The sequence below is a fragment of the Streptomyces sp. HSG2 genome (genome assembly GCF_016598575.1).
Lineage (GTDB): Bacteria > Actinomycetota > Actinomycetes > Streptomycetales > Streptomycetaceae > Streptomyces.
Genome location: NZ_CP066801.1, coordinates 1,320,744 through 1,340,845, shown reverse-complemented (window position 1 = coordinate 1,340,845; position 20,102 = coordinate 1,320,744). Strand labels below are relative to the sequence as shown.

General features: G+C 72.0%; 11 protein-coding genes and 1 pseudogene. 2 read left to right on the top strand and 10 right to left on the bottom strand.

Features of this window, described 5'->3' with window-relative positions; genetic code table 11:
- The first annotated feature begins 86 nt into the window (after positions 1–86).
- A complete protein-coding gene (locus JEK78_RS05315) occupies positions 87–1,112 on the top strand; it encodes an ATP-dependent 6-phosphofructokinase (RefSeq protein ID WP_200262950.1) in 1,026 nt (341 codons plus the stop codon).
- Positions 1,113–1,154: 42 nt separating this feature from the next.
- Here the strand turns inward: JEK78_RS05315 and JEK78_RS05310 are convergent, their stop codons facing one another.
- Both JEK78_RS05310 and JEK78_RS05305 read right to left on the bottom strand, forming a co-directional pair.
- On the bottom strand, positions 1,155–1,853 hold the full coding sequence (locus JEK78_RS05310; protein WP_200262949.1) for a response regulator: 699 nt from the start codon (positions 1,851–1,853) through the stop codon (positions 1,155–1,157).
- Entirely contained in the window at positions 1,850–3,619 is a 1,770-nt protein-coding gene (locus JEK78_RS05305; protein ID WP_200262948.1) for a sensor histidine kinase, read from the bottom strand. The genes JEK78_RS05310 and JEK78_RS05305 overlap by 4 nt, the downstream gene beginning before the upstream one ends.
- Before the next feature lie 161 nt (positions 3,620–3,780).
- On the opposite strand from JEK78_RS05305, the gene JEK78_RS05300 reads away from it, so the two are divergent.
- A complete protein-coding gene (locus JEK78_RS05300; protein ID WP_200262947.1) occupies positions 3,781–5,220 on the top strand; it encodes a cation:dicarboxylase symporter family transporter in 1,440 nt (479 codons plus the stop codon).
- Between the two features lie 102 nt (positions 5,221–5,322).
- Here JEK78_RS05300 and JEK78_RS05295 read toward each other — a convergent pair whose 3' ends face one another.
- The 8 genes and pseudogenes from JEK78_RS05295 to JEK78_RS05260 form a co-directional block, all read right to left on the bottom strand.
- Positions 5,323–6,714 carry a phosphotransferase gene (locus JEK78_RS05295; RefSeq protein ID WP_200262946.1) on the bottom strand — a complete coding sequence of 464 codons (1,392 nt, stop codon included), beginning with the start codon at positions 6,712–6,714 and terminating at the stop codon, positions 5,323–5,325.
- An 83-nt stretch (positions 6,715–6,797) separates the two neighbouring features.
- On the bottom strand, positions 6,798–8,510 hold the full coding sequence (gene treS, locus JEK78_RS05290; protein ID WP_200262945.1) for a maltose alpha-D-glucosyltransferase: 1,713 nt from the start codon (positions 8,508–8,510) through the stop codon (positions 6,798–6,800).
- Positions 8,511–8,623: 113 nt separating this feature from the next.
- Positions 8,624–10,710 (bottom strand): annotated as a pseudogene (locus JEK78_RS05285) (alpha-1,4-glucan--maltose-1-phosphate maltosyltransferase); the annotation flags it as partial.
- Between the two features lie 759 nt (positions 10,711–11,469).
- Positions 11,470–11,988, bottom strand: a complete 519-nt coding sequence (locus JEK78_RS05280; protein WP_200262944.1) for a DUF1990 domain-containing protein — start codon at positions 11,986–11,988, stop codon at positions 11,470–11,472.
- 74 nt (positions 11,989–12,062) lie between these two features.
- Complete coding sequence (locus JEK78_RS05275) at positions 12,063–14,108, bottom strand: M4 family metallopeptidase (RefSeq protein WP_200262943.1); 2,046 nt, start codon at positions 14,106–14,108, stop codon at positions 12,063–12,065.
- 236 nt (positions 14,109–14,344) lie between these two features.
- Positions 14,345–16,123 (bottom strand): ABC transporter ATP-binding protein, encoded by a 1,779-nt coding sequence (locus JEK78_RS05270; RefSeq protein WP_200262942.1) that lies wholly within the window; start codon positions 16,121–16,123, stop codon positions 14,345–14,347.
- Positions 16,120–17,964 (bottom strand): ABC transporter ATP-binding protein, encoded by a 1,845-nt coding sequence (locus tag JEK78_RS05265; RefSeq protein WP_200262941.1) that lies wholly within the window; start codon positions 17,962–17,964, stop codon positions 16,120–16,122. Before JEK78_RS05265 ends, JEK78_RS05270 begins: the two co-directional genes overlap by 4 nt.
- Positions 17,965–18,252: 288 nt before the next feature.
- Positions 18,253–20,100, bottom strand: a complete 1,848-nt coding sequence (locus tag JEK78_RS05260) for an ABC transporter ATP-binding protein (protein ID WP_242483364.1) — start codon at positions 20,098–20,100, stop codon at positions 18,253–18,255.
- Positions 20,101–20,102 lie beyond the last annotated feature (2 nt).

Below are 20,102 nucleotides of genomic sequence, written 5' to 3'. Positions count from 1 at the left end.
GGCCGCCCCGTCGGCGACCCCGGGTGGGGCATGGAAGAATCGGCGCTGGCCCACCGGCCTCGACAGCGACCAGGAGAAGCAGCACGATGCGTATCGGAGTCCTCACCGCGGGAGGCGACTGCCCCGGCCTGAACGCCGTGATCCGGTCGGTCGTGCACCGCGCGGTCGACCACTACGGCGACGAGGTCATCGGCTTCGAGGACGGCTACGCCGGCCTGCTCGAAGGCCGCTACCGCACCCTCGACCTGAACGCGGTGAGCGGCATCCTCGCTCTCGGCGGCACCATCCTCGGATCCTCCCGCCTGGAACGCGACCGCCTGCGCGAGGCCGCCGAGAACGCCTCCGACATGATCCGAGACTTCGGCATCGACGCCCTGATCCCGATCGGCGGAGAGGGCACGCTCACCGCCGCCCGCATGCTGGGAGACGCCGGGCTGCCCGTGGTCGGCGTGCCGAAGACCATCGACAACGACATCTCCTCGACCGACCGCACCTTCGGCTTCGACACCGCCGTGGGCGTCGCCACCGAGGCCATGGACCGGCTGAAGACTACCGCGGAGTCCCACCAGCGGGTGATGGTCGTGGAGGTCATGGGCCGGCACGCCGGTTGGATCGCCCTGGAGTCCGGGATGGCCGCCGGCGCGCACGGAATCTGCCTGCCCGAGCGTCGGTTCGACGCCGCGGGCCTGGCCAAGATGGTCGAGGCGCGCTTCGCGCGCGGCAAGCGTTTCGCCGTCGTCTGCGTCGCCGAGGGGGCCCACCCGGCCGAGGGCTCCATGGACTACGGCAAGGGCGAGATCGACCAGTACGGCCACGAGCGGTTCCAGGGCATCGGCACCGCCCTCGCCTACGAGCTGGAGCGGCGCCTGGGCAAGGAGGCCAAGCCGGTCATTCTCGGCCATGTGCAGCGGGGCGGGGTCCCCACGGCCTACGACCGGGTGCTGGCCACCCGCTTCGGCTGGCACGCGGTGGAGGCGGCGCACCGGGGAGAGTTCGGGATGATGACCGCTCTGCGGGGCACGGAGATCGTCACCGTGCCGTTGGCGGAGGCGACGACCGAGCTGAAGACCGTGCCCCAGGACCGCATGGAGGAGGCCGAGTCGGTCTTCTGAACCACCCGCCGACGCCCGCCGGCCCCCGGCTCCGCCGCGCCCCTAGCCGTCGCGTACGGGGCGCGGCGCGAGCCAACGGTAGAGCAGTTCCGGCCGACCGACGTGCCCGTACCGAGGAGCACGGGCCGCCCTGCCCGCTTCCACCAGGTGTTCCAGATAGCGGCGGGCGGTGATCCGGGACAGGCCCGCGACCCCGGCGACCCCCGCGGCCGAGACACCCTCCGGCGCGTCGCGCAGCACACCCGCCACCCGTTCCAGTGTCGGTGGGCTCAGGCCCTTCGGCAGCGCCGCCGGCCCGGGCGCGCGCAGGGCCGCGAGCGCCCGGTCGACCTCCGCCTGCCCGCTGGCCTCCCCGGCGGCCTCACGGAACTCCGCGTACCGCTCCAGCCGGTCTCGCAGCACGGCGAACGTGAAGGGCTTCAGCACGTACTGCACGACACCGAGCGAGACACTCTCCCGCACCACGGCCAGGTCGCGCGCCGACGTCACCGCGATGACATCGGCCGTGTGGCCGTCGGCTCGCAGGGCGCGTGCCAGCCCCAGACCGTGCCCGTCGGGCAGGTGCAGGTCGAGCAGGAGCAGGTCGACGGTGGTCCGCGCCAGCAGGCGTCGGGCCTCCGCGCCGGTGCGGGCGGCCCCCGAGGGGACGAACCCGGGCACCCGCGCGACGTATGCGAGGTGGGCGTCGGCCGCCACCGGGTCGTCCTCCACCACCAGGACCCGGATCGGACGCCCCGTCACCGGCACCCACCGCCCCCCGGACGCCGGGGGGCCTCCCGTATCACGTCGCCGCCGGTTCCGCCCGACCGGCCCCACCGGTCGCCGGGGCGAGGTACGCGCGGCACCCTCGTGCCCTCGGGGGACGGTGGAGTCGGGCCGGCTCCGCGCCCGGACAACGGAAGCCGTGCCTCGAACGCCGCCCCGCCCTCGGGGGACCGGGCCACCGTCAGGGAGCCGCCGTGGCGAAGCACCGCCTGGCGCGCCAGGGGGAGCCCCAGACCGCGCCCGCCGAGCCCCGCCGGCTTGGTGGTGAAGCCCGGTTCGAAGACCAGGTCGGCGTCGGCCGGGTCGACACCGGGGCCGGTGTCGACCACCCGGAGCACCAGCCGAGTGCCGGTCGCGTGGACGGTGACCGTCACCGCCGCCCGGCCCGTCGGCCGCACGCCGGCCGACGCGTGGTGGCTCGCGGCGTCCACCGCGTTGTCGACGAGGTTGCCGAGGATCGTGACGAGGTCGCGTGCCGGAAGCCCCGGTGGAAGGACACCGTCGTCCAGGCGGCTGTCCGTCGACAGCGCCAGGTCCACGCCCCGTTCGTTGGCCTGGGCCGTCTTGCCGAGCAGGAGCGCCGCCAACACCGGCTCCGAAACCGACGAGACCACCCGGTCGGTCAGGTGCTGCGCCAGCTCCAGCTCCGCCGTGGCGAAATCCGCCGCTTCCTCGGCCCGGCCCAGCTCGATCAGGGAGACGACCGTGTGCAGACGGTTGGCGGCTTCGTGTGCCTGCGCGCGCAGGGCCTCGCTGAGCCCCCGCTCGGAGTCCAGTTCGCCCATCAGGGAGCGTAGTTCCGTCACGTCGCGCAGGGTCACCACGGTGCCGCGCACCGGGTCTCCCGCGATCGGCGAGGTGTTGACCACCAGAACCCGCAGCGCCGTCAGTCGCACCTCGTCCACCCTCGGTTCCGACGCGGACAGCGCCTCCTCCATGCCCTCGGTCAGACCCAACTCCGCGACGGGTGTGCCGATCACGTCCCGGTCCGCCGGGACGCCGAGCAGTTCCCGGCCGCCGTCGTTGATCAGAGCCACCCGGTGCCGCCCGTCGAGCATCAACAGCCCCTCCCGTACGGCGTGCAGCGCCGCTTGATGGTAGTCGTGCATCCGAGCGAGCGCCCCGGCGTCCATCCCTCGGGTGTGTCGCCGCAACCGGGCGTTGACGAGGTACGTGCCGGCCGCGCCCAGCAGCAGTGTGGCCCCGGCCGCCACCACGAGCGTCGCCAGGCGCTCCCGCACGCGTGCGCTGATCGCCTCGACCCTGATGCCGGCACTGACGAGACCCACGATCCGGTCCCCGTGCTCGACCGGGGTCACCACGCGGACCGAGGGGCCGAGCGTGCCGGCGTAGGTCTCGGTGAACGTGCGGCCGTTCCTGGCCGGTCCGATGTGGCCGCGGAAGCGTCGACCGATCTGCGCGGGATCCGGGTGGGTCCAGCGGATCCCCTCCGGGGACATGATGGTCACGAAGTCCACGTCGGTGTCCTCCGAGACGGCCAGGGCGTAGGGCTGCAACGCCTCCGAGGGGTCGTCCGAGTCGATCGCGGCCCGGACGGACGGGGAGTGGGCCAGTGCCAGGGCCACGGCGCGGGCCTGACGCCCCGCCGCCTCCTCGGCCTGCCGAAGATCGTCGAGGTGGTCGAACAGCGCGTGGCCGGCGACGAGCACGGCGATCAGCACCGCCTGTACGGCGAACAGCTGACCGGCCAGGCTGCGGGGCAGCGGAACGCGCAGACGCATGAGGCCAGTCTCCCTCGCGGCCCGCCCCGCGCGAGAGCCTCGCGAACTCAATGAACGCAAAGGTGACGACCCGACACGGATCAGGGACAGTCGCCGTACCCGATCTCGCGCGGCCTCACCGGGTCGCGCGGCTCCACTCGCGGACCCAGGAGGCACAGGCCGTGACCAGCGCAGCCGAGCCGGCTTCCGCCGCACCCCGAACCGGTCGGGACCGTACCCACCACCTCTACGTCGCCGTGATCGTCGCGGTGATCCTCGGCATCGTGGTGGGGCTCGTGGCACCGGGTCTCGCGGTGGAACTGAAGCCGGTCGGCGGCGCCTTCGTCGCCCTGATCAAGATGATGATCTCGCCGATCATCTTCTGCACCATCGTGCTGGGCATCGGCTCCGTACGACGGGCGGCCAGGGTGGGAGCGGTCGGTGGGATCGCCCTTGGCTACTTCCTCGTCATGTCGCTGGTGGCCCTCGGTATCGGTCTGGTCGTCGGCAACGCCCTTGACCCCGGCACCCAACCGGCCCTCACCGAGGCGGTACGCGAGGCCGGGCGGGCACAGGCCGACGTCGAGGCGTCGGGTGTCACCGGCTTCCTGCTCGGCATCGTGCCGACCACGATCGTGTCCGCGTTCACCGAGGGGGAGGTCCTGCAGACCCTTCTGGTCGCGCTGCTCTGCGGGTTCGCCCTCCAGGCCATGGGGCCCACCGGGCGGCCGGTCCTGCGAGGGGTGGAGCATCTCCAGCGGCTGGTGTTCCGAGTCCTCGGCATGATCATGTGGGTGGCCCCGGTGGGTGCGTTCGGCGCGATCGCCGCCGTCACCGGATCCGCCGGGCCGGCCGCGCTCAAGAGCCTCGCCGTTCTCATGCTGGGCTTCTACGTGACCTGCGTGCTGTTCGTCTTCGTCGTCCTCGGCACCCTGCTCCGGATCGTCGCCGGGATCAGCGTCTTCTCCCTCTTCGGCTACCTGGGCCGGGAGTTCCTGCTGATCCTCTCCACCTCGTCCTCGGAGTCCGCGCTTCCCCGTCTCATCGCCAAGATGGAACACCTGGGTGTCGGGCGGTCGGTGGTCGGCATCACCGTGCCGACGGGATACTCCTTCAACCTCGACGGCACCATGATCTACATGACCATGACCTCGCTGTTCATCGCGACCGCCATGGGCGCGCCGATGACGCCGGCCGAGCAGATCCCGCTGTTGCTCTTCCTGCTGGTCGCCTCCAAGGGTGCCGCGGGCGTGACCGGAGCGGGTCTGGCCACGCTCGCGGGGGGTCTGCAGTCGCACAAGCCCGCACTGGTGGACGGGGTGGGTCTGGTCGTCGGCATCGATCGCTTCATGAGCGAGGCCAGGGCGTTGACCAACTTCGCGGGCAACGCGGTGGCCACGGTCCTGATCGGCACCTGGACACGGGAGATCGACAGGGATCGGGTCGGCGCGGTGCTCTCCGGCCGCCTGCCGTTCGACGAGCGGACGCTGTCCACCGAGCGGGAGGCCGCCACCGGCGACCCTCTCGGCGACGCCCACCAGAAGGTGGCGGGCGGGGCCGGGGACGACTCCGGCACGTCGGTGCCGGTGAGGGACGGGGCACAGGAGTCGGCCCGGGCCTGAACCCCGGACCGGCATCCCCGCGCGCGGGACCGGCGTCCGCCTCCGGCGGGCCGGTCCCGCGTCTTGGTGCGGGTGCGGCATGGCCCCCCGTCCGCCCGCGGGTCAGCCGGGGTGTCGGCACGAGGCCAGCCGCCGCGCCGCCGCGATCGGGACCGGCAGCCAGTCGGGTCGGTGCCGGGCCTCGTACAGCACCTCGTACACGGCCTTGTCCGCCTCGCAGGCGCGAAGCAGTATCGGGTCGGCGCGCGGGTCGACCCCGGCCACCTGGGCGTATCCCGCGCAGTAGGACGCGCGGCAGGCCGTGGACCAGGACGCCGCGCGTCCCTCGGTGGCGTGGTGGGCGTAGTCGAACGACCGGAGCATCCCGGCGACGTCCCGCACGGCGGGCTGGGGGAGGCGCCGCTCGACCAGCGGTCGGTCCGGTTCGCCCTCGAAGTCGATCAGGGACCAATGGCCCGAGGGGGCCCGCAGGCACTGCCCGAGATGCAGGTCGCCGTGGACGCGTTGGGCTGTCCGCGACCCGCCCGACAGGGCGAGGTCGTCGAGCGAGGTGAACGCCGCTCGCAGTCCGGACGCGTACGGCTCCAGGGCGGGCACGGTCCGGACCGCCTCGTGCAGGCGCTCCGACATGCCGGAGGCCAGCCTCCGCAAAGAGTCCGGTCCCAGGACGACCGTGGGCAGGGCGCGGGCCAGTGAACGGTGCACCTCGGCGGTGGCCCGTCCCAGCGCCCGGGCCTCCTCGGTGAAGTCGTCGCCCTCGGTGGGCCCGCGCACAGCGAGGTCCCAGCCGTCGGTGGCGTCGCGGAGGTAGGGCTGCAGGACACCGAGAGTCCAGGGGGCCGCCTCGACGTGGGCGGTCATCCACGCGGCGGGCGCGGGCACCCGAGGGCATCCGGTCCGGGCGAGCGCCCGGGGAAGTTCGAGGTCCGGATGCGTGCCGGGGGACACCCGCCGGAACATCTTGAGGATCAGCGATTCGCCGTACACGACGGACGAGTTGGACTGCTCGGCGAAGAGCGGGCGAGGCCGCAGCCCGGTGCCGATCGGTCGGAGCGGATCCCGCTCGAACCGCAGCGGTCCGACCCGGGCGCCCGTTCGCAGGGCCCTGAACAACGTCGCGGCGGGGTGGGGGTGGCACAGCGCGTCGTGGACGAACCGCCCGGCCAGCGGACCTCGCTCCACCCGACCTATCGTGCCCGCCTCGGATTCCCCGTGGGGCGTGGAGTCGACGGCGACGAGGAGTTGGTAGCACGGCGCGGGGCGCTCGGTGTCCTCGCTGCCCCGACAGCCGTGGGCAGGGGTGCGGAGCAACAGGTGGTGGAGGGCGTGCCGGTCGTTCCGAGTGGGCAACTCGGTGGCGGCGACCAGCGCGAGCCCGGCCAGGGGTGCGTCCTTCCCGGCGAACCAGCGCTGGCGGGGCAGCCAGGCGCGCAGCGAGGGCGCGAGCGAGAGCATGAGGCCGTCGGGGTCGGCCGGGGCGGCGGGTGTCGGCATGGTGTCACGTCCTTGCCCTGAAGCCGTGCGGGCGGTGGCGGTGCGCGCGGACCGTGAGGGAGGGCGGGGCGTTCTCCTGGCGGTCACCCGGTCGCGGCGCCGGGGGCACGGCGGAGCCGGAACCAGTAGAAGCCGTGGCCTGCGAGGGTGAGGAGGTAGGGGAGTTCGCCGATGGGGGGGAAGCGGACGCCGCCGGAGAGTTCGATGGGGTGGCGGGTGGTGTAGGGGGTGAGGTCGAGTTGGGTGGGTTGGGCGAAGCGGGAGAAGTTGTTGACGCTGAGGACGAGGTCGTCGTCGTGTTCGCGGAGGAAGGCGAGGACGGCGGGGTTGGTGGAGGGGAGTTCGGTGTAGGTGCCGAGGCCGAAGGCGGGGTGTTGTTTGCGGATCTGGATCATCCGGCGGGTCCAGTGGAGGAGGGAGGCGGGGGAGGACATGGCGGCTTCGACGTTGGTGACCTGGTAGCCGTGGACGGGGTCCATGATGGTGGGGAGGAAGAGTCGGCCGGGGTCGCTGGAGGAGAATCCGGCGTTGCGGTCGGGGGTCCATTGCATGGGGGTGCGGACGGCGTCGCGGTCGCCGAGCCAGATGTTGTCGCCCATGCCGATCTCGTCGCCGTAGTAGAGGATGGGGGAGCCGGGGAGGGCGAGGAGGAGGGCGGTGAAGAGTTCGATTTGGTTGCGGTCGTTGTCCAGGAGGGGGGCGAGGCGGCGGCGGATTCCGATGTTGGCGCGCATGCGGGGGTCTTTGGCGTATTCGGCCCACATGTAGTCGCGTTCTTCGTCGGTGACCATTTCGAGGGTGAGTTCGTCGTGGTTGCGGAGGAAGATGCCCCATTGGCAGCGGGTGGGGATGGTGGGGGTCTTGGCGAGGATCTCGGAGACTGGGTGGCGGGATTCCTGACGGACGGCCATGAAGATGCGGGGCATGACGGGGAAGTGGAAGGCCATGTGGCATTCGTCGCCGCCGCTGGGGTAGTCGCCGAAGTAGTCGACGACGTCTTCGGGCCATTGGTTGGCCTCGGCGAGGAGGACGGTGTCGGGGTAGTGGGTGTCGATTTCTTTTCTGATGTGTTTGAGGAAGTGGTGGGTGGCGGGCAGGTTCTCGCAGTTGGTGCCGTCTTGTTGGTAGAGGTAGGGGACGGCGTCGAGGCGGAATCCGTCGATGCCGAGGTCGAGCCAGAATTTGAGTGCGGCGGTGATTTCTTCCCTGACGGCGGGGTTGTCGTAGTTGAGGTCGGGTTGGTGGGAGAAGAATCGGTGCCAGTAGTATTGGCCGCGTTGGGGGTCGTAGGTCCAGTTCGATGCCTCGGTGTCGACGAAGATGACGCGGGCTTCGGGGTAGCGGTGATCGTCGTCGGCCCAGACGTAGTAGTCGCCGTAGGGGCCGGTCGGATCGCGTCGTGATTCCTGGAACCAGGGGTGTTGGTCGCTGGTGTGGTTCATGACGAAATCGATGATGACGCGGATGCCGCGTTGATGGGCGGCGTCGACGAAGTCCACGAAATCGGCGAGGTCACCGAACTCGGGCAGGACGGCGGTGTGGTCGGCGACGTCGTAGCCTCCGTCGCGCAGGGGGGAGGTGAAGAAGGGAGGCAACCACAGGCAGTCGATCCCCAGCCATTGGAGGTAGTCCAGGCGGGAGGTGAGCCCCTTCAGGTCGCCGATACCGTCGCCGTCGCTGTCCTGGAAGGAACGGACCAGGACTTCGTAGAACACGGCGCGTTTGAACCAGTCCGGGTCCCGGTCGTGTGCGGGGGTGTCCTCGAAGGTGTCGGGCACGGGGTCGTTGACGGTCATGGGCGCTCCGCTCCGCTCTGGCTGCCCGCGGTGTCGCCGCGGGTGGGGGTGACGTCCCGGGCGTCGTGGCGGCCGGTGAGGCCGTGGTCGTGGCCGTGGTCGTGGTCGGTGGGTGGGGGGATGTGGAGGATGTGGGCGGGGGTGTGCTCCGGGTCGAGGCGGACGTAGTCGTCGCCGTGCCAGTGGAAGGTCTGCTCGGTCAGCCGGTCGTGGACGGTGAAGCCCCTCGCCGACGTCGCCTCGTGCGGCGCCCCGGCCTCCCGATGCCCGGGCTGGGGGTGGGGGTGGGGCAGGCCGAGAGCGGGCAGGTCCAGCGCGAGGGTGGCCTCCTGGGCGTGGTGGGGGTCGAGGTTGACCACCACGAGAACGGTGTCGTCGCCGCGGCGCTTGCTGTAGGCGATGATCCGGTCGTTGTCGGTGTGATGGAAACGCAGGTTGCGCAGGTGACGCAGAGCCGGATGCGCCCGACGCAGCGCGTTCAACCGGGCGATCAAGTCGACGATGTCCCGCCCCTCACGGGCGGCCTCCCAATCACGAGCGACGAGTCGATACTTCTCCGAGTCCAGATACTCCTCGGAATCCGGCCCGGCGGGAATGTTCTCACACAGTTCGAAACCACTGTAGATTCCCCAACTCGGCGACAATGTCGCCGCCAACACCGCCCGCACCTCGAAGGCATGCCGACCACCGCGCTGCAAGTACGACGAAAGAATGTCGGGAGTGTTGGCGAAAAAGTTCGGCCGCAGATAGTGTGCACTGTCGCGAGCCAACTCCGTCGCGTACTCGGTCAACTCCGCCTTGCTGTCACGCCAGGTGAAATATGTGTACGACTGCTGAAAACCGATCTGCGCCAGAATCCGCATCATCGCCGGCCGCGTGAACGCCTCCGCAAGAAACACCACATCGGGATCCGTCCGACGGATCCCCTCCAGTACCCGCTCCCAGAACACCACCGGTTTGGTATGCGGATTGTCCACCCGAAAGATCCGCACCCCCCGGGCCATCCAAAACCGCAGAACTCGCAAGGACTCCGCCACGATCCCTTCCGGATCCGCATCGAAATCCAACGGAAAAATGTCCTCGTACCGCTTCGGCGGATTCTCCGCGAACGCCACCGACCCGTCCACCCGCCTGCGAAACCACCCCGGGCGCTGACGAACCCAGGGATGGTCCGGCGAACACTGCAACGCGAAGTCCAACGCCACCTCCAACCCCAACTTCTCGGCACACGCCACGAAACCCTCGAAGTCCTCCAGAGTTCCCAACGACGGGTGCACCGCGTCGTGCCCGCCCTCGAGGCCCCCCACCGCCCAGGGCACCCCCACGTCCCCCTCGCCCGCCGTCAACGCGTTCCCCCGCCCCTTGCGACACGTGAGCCCGATCGGATGAATCGGCGGCAGATACACCACGTCGAAACCCATCCGCGCGATCCACGGCAGACGCCGACGCGCCGAACGCAACGTCCCGTGCGCACACCCCGCGTCCCCTCCGAACGAGGGAAGAACTCGTACCACGCCCCGTACAACGCCCGCTCCCGCTCCACCCGCAACGGCAACGACTCCGAACACGACACCAACTCCCGCAACGGATACGACCCCAACACCCCCACCAACAACTCCTCCACCGCCTCCAGACACCCACCCACCCCACCCCCATCCCCGGCACCGCCCCCCGCCCTCGCACGCAACGCCTCCGCCACCGCCCGCACCCGCCCCCGCCCCTCCCCCTCCGGCACCCCCACCGCCGCCCGCTCCAACAACCGCGCCCCCTCCTCCCACACCAACCACGCCTCCCCCGGACACGCCCCCAACCGCGCCCCGGCCGACCGCCACCACGACGCCACCGGATCACTCCACCCCTCCACCCGAAACGACCAGTCCCCCACCACCCCGGCCGACACCCCGGCCGAGAACCGGTCCGAGCCCGCCCCCACCTCCCGCATCGCAACCCACCGACCCGGCCGACCCTCCGGATCGGTCAACACCACCCCCGCCCCGACCACGTCCGGACCCTCCCGAAACACCGTCGCCGACACCTCGAAGTCCTCCCCCACCACCGCCTTCGCCGGCCGCCGCCCCCCCAACACCACCGGAGCCACATCCACCACCACCACACGCCCGACCGTCGTGCCGGGCAGCGTGGGGCCTGGAGGCGTCGGGAACTCGTCGGGGGTCGTCGACGGCTGGTACGAGGCGGGCATGGGCGCTCCTGTCCGCGTCCGGGGTCGGATGGTCGACCGTGTGGGCGGTTCCGCCGGGCCGATGGGCCGCGGGACCGGCGGTCCGTTTGTGGGGGCAACCCGGAACCTCGTCGACCCTCGCGCGAATGTCCACAGGCAACTCCGGCCGTGTGCGCCTCGGTTTCCCGGGCACGGGCTCCCGCCGCGCGCGTCGGTCGGACGGGGGAGCGCGGTGCGTCCCAGCCTGTGGGGCAGAAGGCTCGGCGGCCGAGGGCTCACCCTCGTCACCTGGGATTTCTCGCCCGGCGGGGCGGGGCTGGGGGAGGGGCGAGGGGGCCGACCAGTCCGGCGCCCCGTGTTCCGCGGGCGCCGGCCCGTCCCTCGGCGTGACTCGCCCGTCGGCTTCGCGCCCGGGGCACGAAGACCGCGAGGGGGAGGACCGGGGCGGCCGTCCCGTCTCCGTGCGCCCTCGACCGCACCCCGGGGACGGAACGTGTCGAACGGCATTCGACCAGGTGGGCAGGGTCTCGGGGCGACGTGCCGGCGCTTCGCCCCGGCGGTCGGCGACGGGGGAACCGCGCACCGGGGCGCCTCGGGCCGCCGTCGACACCGGTGGAGTGCTCGCTTGGAGGGGGCGCGGCGTGCCGCGTCGGTCCCCTGGCCTGTTTCCTCCCTCGCGTGCGCCGGGCCGCCGCCCGGACGGCGAGGCGCGTGCGACGCGCGCCCGCGGAGCCTGGGTGGGCGCGTCCCCGGTCCGAGCCCCGTGAGGCGAACGGCGGGTCAGTCGTCCGCGCTGTCGGAGGCGATGCGGCGCAGGACGGTGCCGCATCGGCGGGCGTAGGCGTGCTGAAGACCGCGGGTCGCCGCCCCGCCCGCCTTGGCGTACCAGGTCGTGGGGCGACTGAACCCGGAGACGGTGAGCCAGACGGTGCCGTCGCCCGTGCGGTCGACCACGAAGGCTTCCTCGCCGCTCTCCGGATGGCCGCTCAGTGTGCCGTAGGCCCAGCCCGCCAGGCGGTGTTCCTCGACGGTCCACACCACCCGGCAGGGTGCTCGGAGCAGTCCGGCGACCGCGATGGTGACCTCGACACCGGGGGCGGCGCGCGCGGCTTCCGTGTCGAAGGTGAGCCCCAGGGCGCGGTGCATCTCCCAGGTCGCCACCGCCTCGGCCGCCCGGCGGAAGACCGCCTCGCCTTCCCCGATCCGGGTCCGGACGTGCAGTGGGCGGAATCCCGGCGGGCAGGCGCCCGGCTCCCGGGTCGCGCCGACGGCGTCGTAGGTGAAGTCCCTCGAAGACATGGCCCAAGCGTAGGGCGGCCCACGGGGATCCGGTGTCCCCAGGGCCGCCCGGCGCGCGGGTTCCTCGACGTGTCCTACGGGAACGTCAGCTTGAATCCGCTGATGTGGCCGGTGTCCCAGTCGGCTCGGTCCTGTACCTGGAGCCGCCATGTGCCGTTGGCGGTCTCGGAGGAGGCGTCGACCGTGTAGGTCTCGTTGACGTCGTCCGCCGAGTCGGAGGAGTCGGTGTCCTTCAACCGGTACGCGGTCCCGTCCGGGGCCAGCAGGTCGATCTGGAGGTCACCGCGCCATGTGTGCACGATGTCCACCGTCACCCGCAGGTCGCTCGGGGCGTTGCCCGCGCGGTCGGAGACGGTGAGCGCGGAGGTGACCGCGGCGCCGTTGTCCGGGATCGCCACGTCGGTGGTGCTCTCGTAGGAGTCGCCGCCGGTGCCGCCGCCGTCCGAGCGGTCGCCGACGTTGACGCCGGCCCACGCGTCCTGCACGGCCTTGTACTCCGCGCTGTCGGTGCCGTACAGGTCACCGGCCACCGCGAGGGTGCCGGTGCGGGCGCCCGCGTAGTTGGTGGTGGAGGTGAACTGTGTGGTCAGCGCCTTGAACCAGATCTGCTCCGCCTTGTCCCGTCCGATGCCGGTCACCGGCAGCCCGTCCGAGGTGGGCGAGTCGTAGGTGACACCGTTGATGGTCTTGGTGCCACTTCCCTCGCTCAGCAGGTAGAAGAAGTGGTTGGCGGGCCCGGAGGAGTAGTGCACGTCGATCGAGCCGATGCCGGAGTACCAGTAGTCCTTGGAGGCACCGTCCTTGCTGGGCTTGTCCATGTAGCGCAGCGGGGTGCCGTTGCCGCGGATGTCGATCTCCTCGCCGACGAAGTAGTCGCCCACGTCCTCGGCGTTGTCCGCGTAGAACTCGACGGTGGCGCCGAAGATGTCGCTGGTCGCCTCGTTCAGTCCGCCGGACTCGCCGCTGTAGCGGAGGTTGGCGGTGTTGGAGGTCAGACCGTGCGTCATCTCGTGCGCGGCCACGTCGATCGAGGTGAGGGGGTTGGCGTTGCCGCGCCCGTCTCCGTAGGTCATGCAGAAGCAGCTGTCGGACCAGAACGCGTTGACGTAGGCGTTGCCGTAGTGGACGCGGGAGTAGGCGCCCACCCCGTCGCCGCGGATGCCGTCGCGGCCGTGTACGTCCTTGTAGTAGTCCCAGGTCAACGCGGCGCCGTAGTGGGCGTCGGCGCCCGCGGACTCCAGGTTGGAGGTGGTGCCGTCGCCCCAGACGTCGTCGCTGCCGGAGAACAGCGTGCCGGTCCCCGAGGTGCCCCGGTTGAGGTTGTACGTCCGGTGGTCGCCCCGATCGCCGTCGGTCAGCGTGTACGTCGAGCCGGATCGGGTGGACGTCAGGTCGACGGTGCCGCTGTAGACGGTGTGGCCGGTGCCGTTGTGCACCGCCTGGTACTCGTACAGCTTCTCGCCGCTCGCGGCGTCGGTGACGACGTGCAGCTCGTTCGGCGTGCCGTCCTCCTGGAACCCGCCGACGACCGTCTCGTAGGCCAGGATCGCCTCGCCCTCGGCCGCCCAGACGACCTTGCGCGGCGAGCCCTCGGGCGCGGCCTGCTCCGCACCCGCGTCCTCGGCGGCGGACACGGCCTGTCGCTCGGCCTTGGCCGCGGTGATCTTCGGGGTGGTGGTGGCCGGGCGCACCGGGTTGGGACTGGCCTTGACGACGCTCTCCGTCCGACCATCGGCGGAGGTGGCGACGACGAGATCGCCGCCGAGTACAGGCAGCCCGCTGACGGTGCGCTCGTAGCGGGTGTGCAGCGTGCCGTCTCGGTCCTTGGTCACGTCACGGACGACGAGCCGCTCCTCGGCCGCCAGGCCGAGGTCCTCGGCGGTGTCCGCGGTGGCGGCGTCCGCCTCGCGGACGAGTTCGGTGCGCTCCGCCGGGGTGAGGTCGGCGGGCGCCGCGCCGGGGACGGGGGCGGCCGAGGGGGCCGCGGTCGCCGTGCCGGTCTGCACGGCCGCCGCGATCAGGGCGGCGACGCCGGCCAGGGCGACGGCCGCGGTGCGGGGGCGGCGAGAACGACGTCCCGGAGTGTGGGGGGTGCGTCTGTGGGGAGAACTGCTGCTCAACGCTGACTCCTTCTGCGTGGTCGCGGGGTGCGCGACCGGGGAGGCCTGCGGCGGATGGCCGCGGGCGGTACGGGGCGTTACGCAGAACACGAACGGGAGCGGGGCCGCGGCACGGCGTGTCACGGTGGGGTGGCGGTGAAGCGGCCAAGGGAAGCGTGGCAAAGAAGGGCTGCGATTGTCAGGGGCGCGTCATCATGTTGGCCGGAAAGAGTCCGTTGTCCAGGAGTTCACGTCCGCTATACGGACCTGTGGTGGCCTGCGGTGACAGGAGGCTCCCCGTGCCAGGAACGCCACAGCGCGGCGTACGCCCCGTCGGCCGCGACCAGCTCCTCGTGCGAACCCAGCTCCGCCAGCCGCCCCTCCGTCATGACCGCCACCCGGTCCGCCTCGTGCGCCGTGTGCAGCCGGTGGGCGACCGCTATCACCGTGCGTCCCTTCAGCACGGCCGCGAGGGCCCGCTCGGTGTTCCGGGCCGTCGCCGGGTCCAGCAGCGCGGTCGCCTCGTCGAGGACGACCGTGTGCGGATCCGCCAGCACCACCCGGGCCAAGGCCAGTTGCTGGGCCATGGAGCCGTCCGGTCCCTCGGCCCCCCGGCTCGGCTCGGCGTCGAGACCGCCGGGCAGCGACCGCACCCAGGAGTCGGCGCCCACCGCGGCCAAGGCCGCCCAGAGCCGCTCGTCGGTCGCCGAAGGATCGGCGATCAGCAGATTGTCCCGAACCGTCCCGAGGAATACGTGGTGCTCCTGGGTGACGAGCACGACCTGGCGCCGCAGCCGCTCCGGCGACAGATCCGCCACGGGCACACCGCCCACCGTCACCGAGCCCGCGGTGGGGGCGTCCACCCCCGCGAGCAGTCTGCTCAGCGTGGTCTTGCCGGCACCGGACGGCCCCACCACCGCCAGGCGCTCGCCAGGCCGCACCGTGAGATCGACCCCCCGGAGCACCTCGCCGCCCCGCTCGTAGGCGTAGCGCGCGCCGGTCACGTCGAACCGGTCGTGCGTGGGGACGGCGTCGGGGCGGTCCGTCTCCGCGCGTGGCGTCCCCGCCAGTCCCTCCACCCTGGCGAACGCGGCCGAACCGGACTGGATCTCCTCGACCCGAACCAGGATCTCCCCCAGCGGGGTCCTCAACTGCTGGAAGTACAGCGCCGCCGCCACCACCGCGCCCAGGGACGGCCCGCCGCGCCCTTGGAGCAACCCGCCGACCACCAGCACGCCCCCGACCGGCATCACCTCGCAGACCCCGATGGCCAGAAAGAACACCGTACGCAGATACAGGGTGTGGAGGCGGGCGCGGCGGGCGGTCTCCAACGCCCCGCGACTCACCGCGACCCGCCGCTCCCGCAGACCGAACGCCTCCACCGTCCGCGCGCCCGCCACCGTCGACGCCAATGCCTCCGCCACGTCCGATCCCGCCGCGCCCTCGGCGAGGTAGCCGTCCCGTGCCCGGCGCAGGTACCAACGCAACGCCACCCACACCGGCGCCAACACCAGCAGGCCGACGAGGCCGAGCATCGGGTCCACAAGCAGCACGGCACCCACGAGGAACAGCAACTGCACCCCGTTGACCAGCAGGTCCGGCCCCGCGTCGCGCAGCGTGACGGCGACGGCGGCGACGTCCCCCGTGCCCCGTGCCGTCAGATCCCCCGTACCGCAGCGCTCCACCACCGAGGCGGGCAGCGCGAGGGCCCGGTCGACGAAGCGCTCCCGCACCCGGGCCAGCGTCCGCTCGCCGAAGCGGTGCGCCACCCACCGCGCGCGACGGACGAGCAGCGTCTGTGCCACCGTGCACACCAGGATCGCCGACGCCAAACGGTCGACGGTGTCGACGCCACCCCCGGCGCGCACCTCGTCCACGATTCGGCCCAGCAGCCAGGGCCCCGCCAGACCCGCCGCCGCGGCGAGCGCGCTCCACGTCAGCAGCCCGGCGAAAGGGCCCCGCTCCGCCCGCACCAGCCCGGCGGCGGCTCGCCGCACCTGGCTCGGCCCCGCCACCGGCAGTCGATCCGTCGTCAAGACACGCCCTCCTCGGTCCTGTCGGTCCCTTCCCGTTCGATCAGCGCGCGATATCCGGGCTCGGTCGTCAGCAGCTCCCGGTGGGTGCCAGTGGCCGCGACCCTGCCGTCGACCAGGTAGTGCACCGAATCCGCTCGATCGAGTACCAGCGGAGAGGTGGTGGTGACCACGGTCGTCCGCCCCGTGCGGATCTCCCGCAGCCGCCTGGCCACCGTGGCCTCGGTGTGGGCGTCGAGTGCCGACGTGGGCTCGACCGCCAGCAGGACCTCCGGGTCCGCCGCCAGGGCTCGCGCCAGGCGCAGCCGCTGTCGTTGACCGCCCGAGAGGTTTCCTCCCCCCGCGTCCACGGCGGAGTCCGGCCCGTCCGGGAGACCGCGCACGATGTCGTCGGCCGCCGCTGCGTGGACGGCCCGTGTCCGATGGGAAGCCGGTGGCGTCCCGGGTTTGACGGCGTCCTGGGCCCCGGCCGGCACGTCCACCGGGTTCTCCGCGCCCTCGTGCTTCCCCGCGACCGGGCGAACGCCCGCGTCCCAGGGGGGCGCGTCCTGGCGGCCGATGCCGGCGAAGGCGCTGTCGAGGACCTCGTGGAAGGTGCCGGCGAAGATGTCGGCGTCGGCGTCGGCGACCAGCACACGCTCCCGGACACGCGCGAGCGGAACCTCGTCCAGGCGGACCCCGCCCCAGGTCGCCTCCGAAGGGGCGTAGCGTCCCAGCCGGTCCACCACGGCGACGGCGTCCGCGGAACGTGATCCGGCGAGCGCCGTGAACCGGCCCGGAGGTATCCGCACGCCGGAGGTGGGGTCGTGCAGCTCGGCCGGCCCGGTCGGGGCGTCCAGCCGTCCTCGGTCGGGTTCGGGTTCGATTCCGAGGAAGGCGACGACCCGACGTGCCGCGACCAGCCCCCGACTGAGCATGTACCCGGTCTCGATCAGGAAGGACACCGGACCCACCAGGACGGCCACGTACCCGTACACGGCGACAAGTTCCCCCACGGTGATGGCCCCGCCGGCCGCCTGACGGGCGGCCAGCCAGCTGACGACCGCCACGAACAGCGCCGGTGCCCCGACACCGAGCGCCTGCACCCAGCTGGTCGTCGAACCGACCCGGTAGCCCTGCTCCCGGAGGCGGCCCGAGTCCCGGCGGAAGGCGTCGGCCACGATGCCCTTGCCTCCCAGGCCGTTGAGTACCCGCAATCCGGCCGCGATGTCCCCGATCCGGGCGGTCAGCTTGCTCTGCCGCTCTCGGTACTCCGTCTCCGAACCGAGCAGTCTGCCCAGCAGGGGGCCAACGACCAGGCCGATCAGGGGAAGTCCGAGCAGCACCAGCGCGGCCAGCTGTCCCGAGAGGGGAATGAGCAGGGCCGCCACGACCAGATACGCGACGACGGCACCGGTGCCCGGGCCCACCACCGTCAGCGAGGCGCCGATCGTGGCCACGTCGCCCACGCCGATGGTGACGACCTCCCCGGCGCTCACCCGCCGCCGCAGTGCGGCGCCGAGGCGGACGGCGTGCCCGACGACCACCTTCACCGTGCGGAAGTTGGCGTCCATGCGGACCCGGGTCATGATGCGGTGCCGCATCACACCCAGCCCGGCGCCGGCCAGGCCGGCGGCCAGCAACGCCCCCACCCAGAGGGAGAGCGCCCCGAGGTCACCGGTGACGAGACCGTCGTCGATCGCGCGGGACATCAGGTAGGGCGCCACCGCCAGCAGCGCCGTCCACACACTGGAGATCAGCGCCCCCACCAGCGAGCGCCCGAGTTGCTCGCGTACCAACCACCCCAGGTAGCGCGGCCCGCTCCGCCGATCGGGGATGCCAGGATCCGCCTGTGTGTCGATCACGCGTCGTCCTCCATGGTCGATGCAGACTACCTTGATCGTTGGCAGGGGCCCTGAGGAGACGCCGGAATCCGGGTGCCGTGAGCGCCGGCCGCGTCGGTTCAAGGGACCGGTCGCGGTGTCCGTCCCGTCGCCCCGCTGTCCACGACGGGCCCTGTCATGCGTCGGTGAGGCGTTCCCCTGCGAAGGAGGACCGCCTCGGCAGCGGAGACGCGCGCGACGGTGTCGTCATCGGACTCCTGTGTCGATGTGGCCGGATCCGGATGTTTCGTGTCGACGGAGTCGACCCGCTCAGACGAGGCTGTCCCGCCACGCCCTGTGCAGGTCGGCGAACCTGCCCGTCCCCGCGATCAGTTCCTCGGGGCGACCGTCCTCCACGATCCGTCCCCCCTCCATCACCAGGACGCGGTCGGCGATCTCGACCGTGGACAGGCGGTGCGCGACGACCATCGCGGTGCGGCCCGCCAGTACCGTCGTCATGGCCCGCTGGACCGCTCTCTCCCCGGGGATGTCCAGGGAACTGGTGGCCTCGTCCAGGATCAGCACGGCGGGATCGGCCAGCAGTGCTCGGGCGAACGCCACCAACTGCCGTTGGCCTGCCGAGATCCGCCCTCCCCGCTTGCGCACGTCCGTGTCGTACCCGTCCGGGAGCGCCTGGATGAAGTCGTGGGCGCCGATGTCCTTGGCGGCGCGCTCGATCTCTTCGCGGGTCGCGTCCGGCCTGCCGATCGCGATGTTGTCGGCGACCGTCCCGGAGAACAGGAACGCCTCCTGCGTCACCATCACCACTCCGCGCCGCAGCTCCGACACGGACAACTCGCGCAGGTCCACGCCGTCCAGCGACACCCGCCCCCGTGACGGGTCGTGGAACCTGGCCAGAAGCTTGGCCAGGGTCGATTTCCCGGCTCCCGTCGAGCCGACCACGGCGACGGTCTGCCCGGCCGGGATGGCCAGGTCGAAGGGTGGCAGGATCTCTCCGCCCGTCCGGTAGCCGAAGCTCACCGACTCGAACTTCGCGGAGCGCCCGGGGCGCTCCGACGCTCGGGCGGGCAGGGACACCGGAGCCTGTGGTTCCGGCAGCGACGGAGCCTGGGCGAGCAGGCCGGCGATCTTCTCCAGGGAGGCTCCGGCCGATTGCGCCGAGTTCAGGAACATGCCGAGTCGGTCGATCGGGTCGTAGAGCCGGCGCAGGTAGAGCACCGAGGCGGCCAGCACGCCGAGGGCGAGAGTGTCGTCCGCCACCCGATACGCGCCCCACAGCACGACCGCGGCCACCGTCGTGTTGGCGAGAAGCCGGGACCCGACCACGTAGCGGGCCATCTCCAGAAGGGCGTCGCCGTTGGTCCGCTCGTGCCGTCGGTTGAGCCCGTCGAACTCCGCGTCGTTGGCGGTCTCCCGACGGAAGACGCGAACGGGCCGGATGCCGTTCATGGTCTCCACGAACTTGACGATCACCGCGGCCATCGCCGTGGAACGCTCGCGGTACACCCGTCGCGCGCGCCGCTGGTAGCCGCGCACGTGTGCGTACAGGGGGACGAAGGAGGCCACCGCGATCGCCCCGAGCCCGAGATCCAACCAGAGCAGCAGGGCCGCGATGTAGAGGACCGACAGCACCACCGTGACGAGTTCCTGGAGCCCGTCGTCGAGGAGTTCGCGCAGCGACTCCACGTCCGTGGTCGAACGGGAGATCAGCCGACCGGAGGTGTAGCGCTCGTGGAAGTCCACGCTGAGCGCCTGGGCGTGCCGGAAGATGCGACCCCGCAGATCCAGGAGCGCGTCCTGGTTGACCCGGGCGGAGATCGTGACGAACGCGTACTGCAGCGCGCCGCCCGCCAGCGCGCAGAGCAGGTATCCGACGGCCACCGCGGTCAACGGCCCCTGGTGGCCTTCGCGCAGGGCCGGCACGGCCCGATCGATGGCGTAGGCGACGAGCAGCGGGCCGGCCTGCACGGCCGCCTGTTGCAGGAGGAGGAGCACCGCGGCGGCGGCGACGCGGACCCGCAGAGGTGCCAACAGAGAACGCAGCAGGGCCGCCGTCGCTCCGGGCGGCGAGGGCAGGAGGTCCTGGTCGAACGGGTCGCCTGGCGGCTTCGCGGGGGGATCCGGCCTCGGGGGCTCGACGGGAGCGGCCGTGGACACGG

Excerpts from the sequence above, each read along its gene's own strand:
- JEK78_RS05315 (WP_200262950.1), top strand. The coding sequence starts at position 87 with ATGCGTATCGGAGTCCTCACCGCGGGAGGCGACTGCCCCGGCCTGAAC.
- JEK78_RS05305 (WP_200262948.1), bottom strand. The coding sequence starts at position 3,619 with ATGCGTCTGCGCGTTCCGCTGCCCCGCAGCCTGGCCGGTCAGCTGTTC.
- JEK78_RS05295 (WP_200262946.1), bottom strand. The coding sequence starts at position 6,714 with ATGCCGACACCCGCCGCCCCGGCCGACCCCGACGGCCTCATGCTCTCG.
- treS (WP_200262945.1), bottom strand. The coding sequence starts at position 8,510 with ATGACCGTCAACGACCCCGTGCCCGACACCTTCGAGGACACCCCCGCA.
- JEK78_RS05280 (WP_200262944.1), bottom strand. The coding sequence starts at position 11,988 with ATGTCTTCGAGGGACTTCACCTACGACGCCGTCGGCGCGACCCGGGAG.